The following is a 2281-nucleotide window of genomic DNA, read 5'->3' as shown; positions in this document are numbered from 1 at the left end:
ATTTGATCGCGGCGCTATTGATTACGCAATTTGTCGGCATTCCGTGCACGGTCCTGTTGGGAAAAATTGCGGAGAAAATCGGTTCGAAACCATCGTTGTATATTTCGCTGTTCACGTATGTAATCATTCTGATTGCCGGGTATTTTATGCAAACGGCGCTGCATTTTTATATCCTGGCCGTCATGGTCGGCTTCGTGCAGGGAGGCAGCCAATCCATCGCCCGTTCGATTTACAGCAAACTGGTGCCCAAAAGCCGGTCGGCCGAATTTTTCGGATTTTTGTCCGTTTCGGGGAAATTCGCTTCGATTTTCGGCCCGCTCGTATTTGGAGTTGTCAACCAGATGACCGGTTCGGGGCGGCTTGGCATCATTTCGCTGCTCGTATTTTTCTTAGCCGGCATCGCCATGCTGGCTGCCGTAAATTTGGACAAAGGCATAAAGCAGGCGGAACTGAACTAACGCCGTGGCAATTGCATCCCAAGCTAAATAATGGGATCTTCGTATAAAATTTCGCTGCCGCTGTCAAGCGGCTTTCCCGTTTCGTAGGAAATATTGTCCAGCGTAAGCGCAAACTGCGCGAGCCGATCGGCGGATGCGTGCTTATCCTTAAACAGCTCGACCACGGGGGTTAAAACCGCCATCCCGTCTGCGAGCGCCAAGTCCCATAGCTCCCAGACGCTCTTGTCGCTTACCATGTTTTTTGACGTCGGATCGTGCCAGGGCGCTTTCGCTTCGTTCATGAGATCGACCGGCGGCAATTTGCGCTTGTAGACGAGCGGGTCGATTTGCCGCAAAGTCAAAATCGTTTTGATTTTGTAAGGGTCATGGAATATTTTTTGCGCCTTCACCATATCTCGATAGGCTTCATTCCACCGCGCGGCGTCCGGGCTTTCGCCGTATTCGGGAAAGAAGCGTTGGCGCATGTTATTCAGCATCTCAAGGATGCCGTTTGGAAAACCTTCGCCAATGTAAATTTCCCGCCAGACCGGAATCCGCCATGTTTCCTTATGCAGCAGCTTTTTGACCATAACCGTATCAAGCATGACCTCAAACCGCTGATGGTTCCATTTGCGAAAACCGGATTTCAGGAAAATGTACGGATGCAGGTTGCGATCCAGCAAATGGTGGCTTATAAATCCGAGAAGATACAACGTTTCGGGATCTTGAAGCGTCTTGTTCGCCGTAAGCAAATATTCGGCCATATGCCCGATTACCGGGCCGCAATGCTCTTTATGCATGCGGCTACCCAATTCGTTCATGACGCTTTTTTTCTGCCATGGCCAAAAGCGGTGATAAAATAAAAAGTCGGGGCCCTGGCAACCCAATTGAAACAGCTGTTTTCCCTTGTCCCGATCCAATAGGCCGGTCAACTCCAACTTTTCCAGCAAACAATTTCCATAGATGTTATGCGTCCATATATTTGGCATGGTTTCCCTCCCGCATGCGCGCTTTTAAGCGAAAAATGTGTACTTGTTGGCGAAAGTTGGCTATAATAAAGTATCGGTGTGAACGGAGTCCCAATTGACAGAAAATTGTCGAAAAAGGAGCTCAGCAATGAAATCAGAATACATCAATCCCTTTTTGGAATCCGCCAGAGTCGTCATTGAACAGGTGATTAACGTTCGCCCTGTTACCGGGGAATTGGGCGTAAAAAAGCTCAAATATTTGGAAGACTATTTATGGATTGAAATTGGAATGAGCGGCCAAATGACCGGCGATATCGTTTTCGGCTTGCGAAAGGAATGTGCGCTGAAAATCATTTCCGCAATGATGGGCGGATATGCAATAACCGAAATTGACGAACTCGGGAAAAGCGCTATATCGGAACTTGGCAATATGATCAGCGGAAATGCCAGCACGCTTTTATACGGGCAGGGAATTAAGGTGGATATTACCCCGCCGCGCGTCATCCATACGGAAGGCAACCATGATTTTATCGATAAAAAGGCGTTGACCATTCCCTTAAAAATGGAAAACATCGGCGAATTGGACATTCAAGTCATCATTGCGTAACAAACGTTTCATGGAAAGCGGAAAGTTTGCGGTTGGTCCGGCGGCTTCCCGCTTTTTTTGCATATTCTTGGCGGAACAGCGTTTCGCGTTGGCGGCAATGTTATGATTTCAGTATAATATGCGCAAGCCGAAAAGGCAAAGCAAACTGTCATGCGGAGGAATCGTATGTTTCAGGGACAAGTGGCGATCATAACGGGGGCGTCAAGCGGCATCGGGGCTGTGACGGCGGAAAGATTGGCCCGGGCAGGCGCGACCGTAGTGCTAGTGGC

General features: G+C 48.9%; 4 protein-coding genes. 3 read left to right on the top strand and 1 reads right to left on the bottom strand.

Features of this window, described 5'->3' with window-relative positions; translation table 11 throughout:
* Positions 1 to 458 (top strand): MFS transporter (locus VF260_06885; GenBank protein HEX7056907.1); only part of this gene is annotated, 458 nt, incomplete at its 5' end.
* Positions 459 to 481: 23 nt separating this feature from the next.
* On the opposite strand, the gene VF260_06880 is transcribed toward VF260_06885, so the two are convergent.
* The gene (locus tag VF260_06880; GenBank protein HEX7056906.1) at positions 482 to 1426 is read right to left on the bottom strand and encodes a zinc dependent phospholipase C family protein; all 945 of its coding nucleotides are present in this window, start codon (positions 1424 to 1426) and stop codon (positions 482 to 484) included.
* A 127-nt stretch (positions 1427 to 1553) separates the two neighbouring features.
* On the opposite strand from VF260_06880, the gene VF260_06875 reads away from it, so the two are divergent.
* Together VF260_06875 and VF260_06870 are read left to right on the top strand one after the other, a co-directional pair.
* Complete coding sequence (locus VF260_06875) at positions 1554 to 2012, top strand: chemotaxis protein CheX (GenBank protein ID HEX7056905.1); 459 nt, start codon at positions 1554 to 1556, stop codon at positions 2010 to 2012.
* Between the two features lie 150 nt (positions 2013 to 2162).
* Positions 2163 to 2281 (top strand): SDR family NAD(P)-dependent oxidoreductase (locus tag VF260_06870; GenBank protein ID HEX7056904.1); only part of this gene is annotated, 119 nt, incomplete at its 3' end.

The organism is Bacilli bacterium, from assembly GCA_036381315.1.
GTDB lineage: Bacteria > Bacillota > Bacilli > Paenibacillales > KCTC-25726 > DASVDB01.
The sequence above is the reverse complement of the archived record's forward strand: the minus strand, read 5'-3'. Positions and strand labels throughout refer to the sequence as shown.